At 66.4% G+C, this 2,105-nt stretch carries 4 protein-coding genes; 2 read left to right on the forward strand and 2 right to left on the reverse strand.

Annotated elements, in window-relative coordinates:
* Positions 1-342: hypothetical protein (locus IJH84_RS13330; RefSeq protein WP_295144722.1), on the reverse strand; the 342-nt coding region annotated here is incomplete at its 3' end.
* A 167-nt stretch (positions 343-509) separates the two neighbouring features.
* Between IJH84_RS13330 and IJH84_RS13335 the strand changes: the two genes are divergently transcribed.
* Complete coding sequence (locus IJH84_RS13335; RefSeq protein WP_295144725.1) at positions 510-821, forward strand: GntR family transcriptional regulator; 312 nt, start codon at positions 510-512, stop codon at positions 819-821.
* A gap of 182 nt (positions 822-1,003) precedes the next feature.
* Positions 1,004-1,552: an HD domain-containing protein gene (locus IJH84_RS13340; protein WP_295144728.1), complete on the forward strand. Its 549-nt coding sequence runs from the start codon at positions 1,004-1,006 to the stop codon at positions 1,550-1,552.
* Here the strand turns inward: IJH84_RS13340 and IJH84_RS13345 are convergent.
* A complete protein-coding gene (locus IJH84_RS13345; protein WP_295144731.1) occupies positions 1,545-2,015 on the reverse strand; it encodes an NUDIX hydrolase in 471 nt (156 codons plus the stop codon). The genes IJH84_RS13340 and IJH84_RS13345 overlap by 8 nt on opposite strands.
* Positions 2,016-2,105 lie beyond the last annotated feature (90 nt).

Here is a 2,105-nt window from a genome sequence, read left to right on the forward strand (position 1 = left end):
AGGCGTCATGCCCGCCGCGCGGTACGCCAGCCCGGAGGCGTAGCGGCCGTTGCGCTCGGTCTGCCAGGGCGAGACCGTCGCGTCGATCAGCTGCACGTAGGTGCCCTCCTCGAACCCGTCGCCTGGGTCGGCGGTCAGGGTCACCTTGATCTCCTCGCCCTTCTCCGCGAACTGGCCCTCCTGCGGGCGCTTCTTCGCGAACAGCGACACCACGAAGTGCTGTGCCCCGGAGCGGTCCGTGACCGGCTCCTCCACCCCGTTGTCGTTCTCGCGCATCTTCAGCGCCGGAGACTCCGTCACCATCAGCTTGTAGCCCTGCAAGTTCACCGGAATGTTCCGCATCGCGTGATCCTTAGCGTCGCTTGTCGTTCTTTGTCGTACTAGTCCACACTAGCACAGTGCTAGTACGGTCTGTGCTGCTCCGATCGAGTGATCTAGCGCGTCATGTGGCGTCTCGGTACAGTCAGCTTGTGGATCAGCACCGAGTCGCCGCGCACCCATACCAGGAGATGGCCTCCGAGATCGCGAGGCAGATCGATGGCGGCGATCTCTCCCCGGGAACGCGGTTGCCGTCCGTCCGTGCCCTCGCGAAACAGCACGAGGTCTCGGCGATGACAGCGCAGAAGGCGCTGAACCAGTTGGCCCAGGACGGGTATGCGGAAGCCGTTTCGGGGCTCGGCTACTTCGCGCAGGAACCCCCCGCCAAGGGGGAAGCGCGGACCGACCCGTCCACAGCCGCCATTAACCGCCAGCTCGCCGAGCTTCAGGACACCGTTTCCGAGCTCCGCGCTCGGGTCGAGGCTCTGGAAGACCGTTCCTAGCCCCTGTGGTTTCCTGCTCTGCCCTGTCATGCCTCAAGATTGCCGTGATCCGGCGGACGCATTCACCGCGTGCCAGGACGGTTGCGGACGTCTGCCGGGCGCAAAAACGTCCCTCCGCGTCCCTCGTGACGTCACACATTGAGAGGCATCTGAGCCAGTGCCCACCGGATACGGTGTCGGCCGTGACGCTGTTCGGGTGGGCCTTCGACGTGGCCGAGCGCAAGCTGTCCGAGAGCCTGCCGCGCCGGTGGTCTCACGTCCAGGGTGTTGCCGAACGCGCGCGTTCACTCCGGTCGGCCGCGGGTGAGGAAGCCGATCTGCTGGAGTCGGCGGCGATCCTGCACGACGTCGGCTATGCGCCGGACATCGCGACCACCGGTTTCCACCCGCTCGACGGTGCTGTGTTCCTGCGGAGCATCGATGCGCCGGATCGACTCGTGCACCTGGTGGCGCACCACTCGTACGCCGAACTCGAAGCGGGCCTGCGCGGGCTGTCGGCGGAGCTGTCGGAGTTCACCGACGAACGCGGACCGATTCGCGATGCGCTCTGGTACTGCGACTTGAACACCACGCCCGATGGCGAGGAAGTCGACGCGCGGGATCGCATCGCGGAGATCAAGCAGCGCTACGGCCCCGGCCACCTGGTCACGACCTTCATCACCGAGGCCGCTCCGGAACTGCTCGCGGCGGTGGACCGGACTCGGCAGCGCGCCGAGGCCGCGGTCAGCTGAGGTAGGGCTCGGACCGTTCCTCCAAGGCGTGCTGGATGCGCAGCCGCATGGAGGGATGGATATCGATCTCGGCGATGCGTTCCGGCTCCACCCAGTGCACGCGCCGGGATTCCTGGCTGGTTCGAAGCTCGCCGCCGGTCGGCCGCGCGTGGAAGACGATGGAGAACTCTTGGCGCACTTCGCCATCGTCGTAGGCGATGACGTGGCGCGGGTCCGAGTAGATCCCGACGATGCCGGTGATCGCGATCGTCATGCCGGTTTCCTCGAAGGCTTCGCGCTCAGCCGCTTGGCGAGTGCTCTCCCCCAGGTCTTGAGCACCGCCGGGCACGGCCCAGAGACCATTATCGGTGCGCTCGATCATCAGCACGCGCCCGGAATCGTCGCGGACGACGGTAGCCACGGCGACCACGAGGCTGTTCGCCGCAGGTGCGGCAGGGTCGTCGTAGTGGTCTTTCTTGGGCATGACCCCTGCTTACCAGGTGCAGGGCGCCGCAGCGGACCACACCGAATCGAAGCTCTCCGCGTAGGTGTTGAACAAATCGCCAGCACCCAG

This window comes from Saccharopolyspora sp. (assembly GCF_017434145.1).
GTDB lineage: Bacteria > Actinomycetota > Actinomycetes > Mycobacteriales > Pseudonocardiaceae > Saccharopolyspora_C > Saccharopolyspora_C galaxeae.

What these genes read in the sequence shown, in the direction of transcription:
- IJH84_RS13345 (WP_295144731.1), bottom strand. Translation starts at nt 2,015, where the DNA reads ATGCCCAAGAAAGACCACTACGACGACCCTGCCGCACCTGCGGCGAAC.
- IJH84_RS13335 (WP_295144725.1), top strand. Translation starts at nt 510, where the DNA reads ATGGCCTCCGAGATCGCGAGGCAGATCGATGGCGGCGATCTCTCCCCG.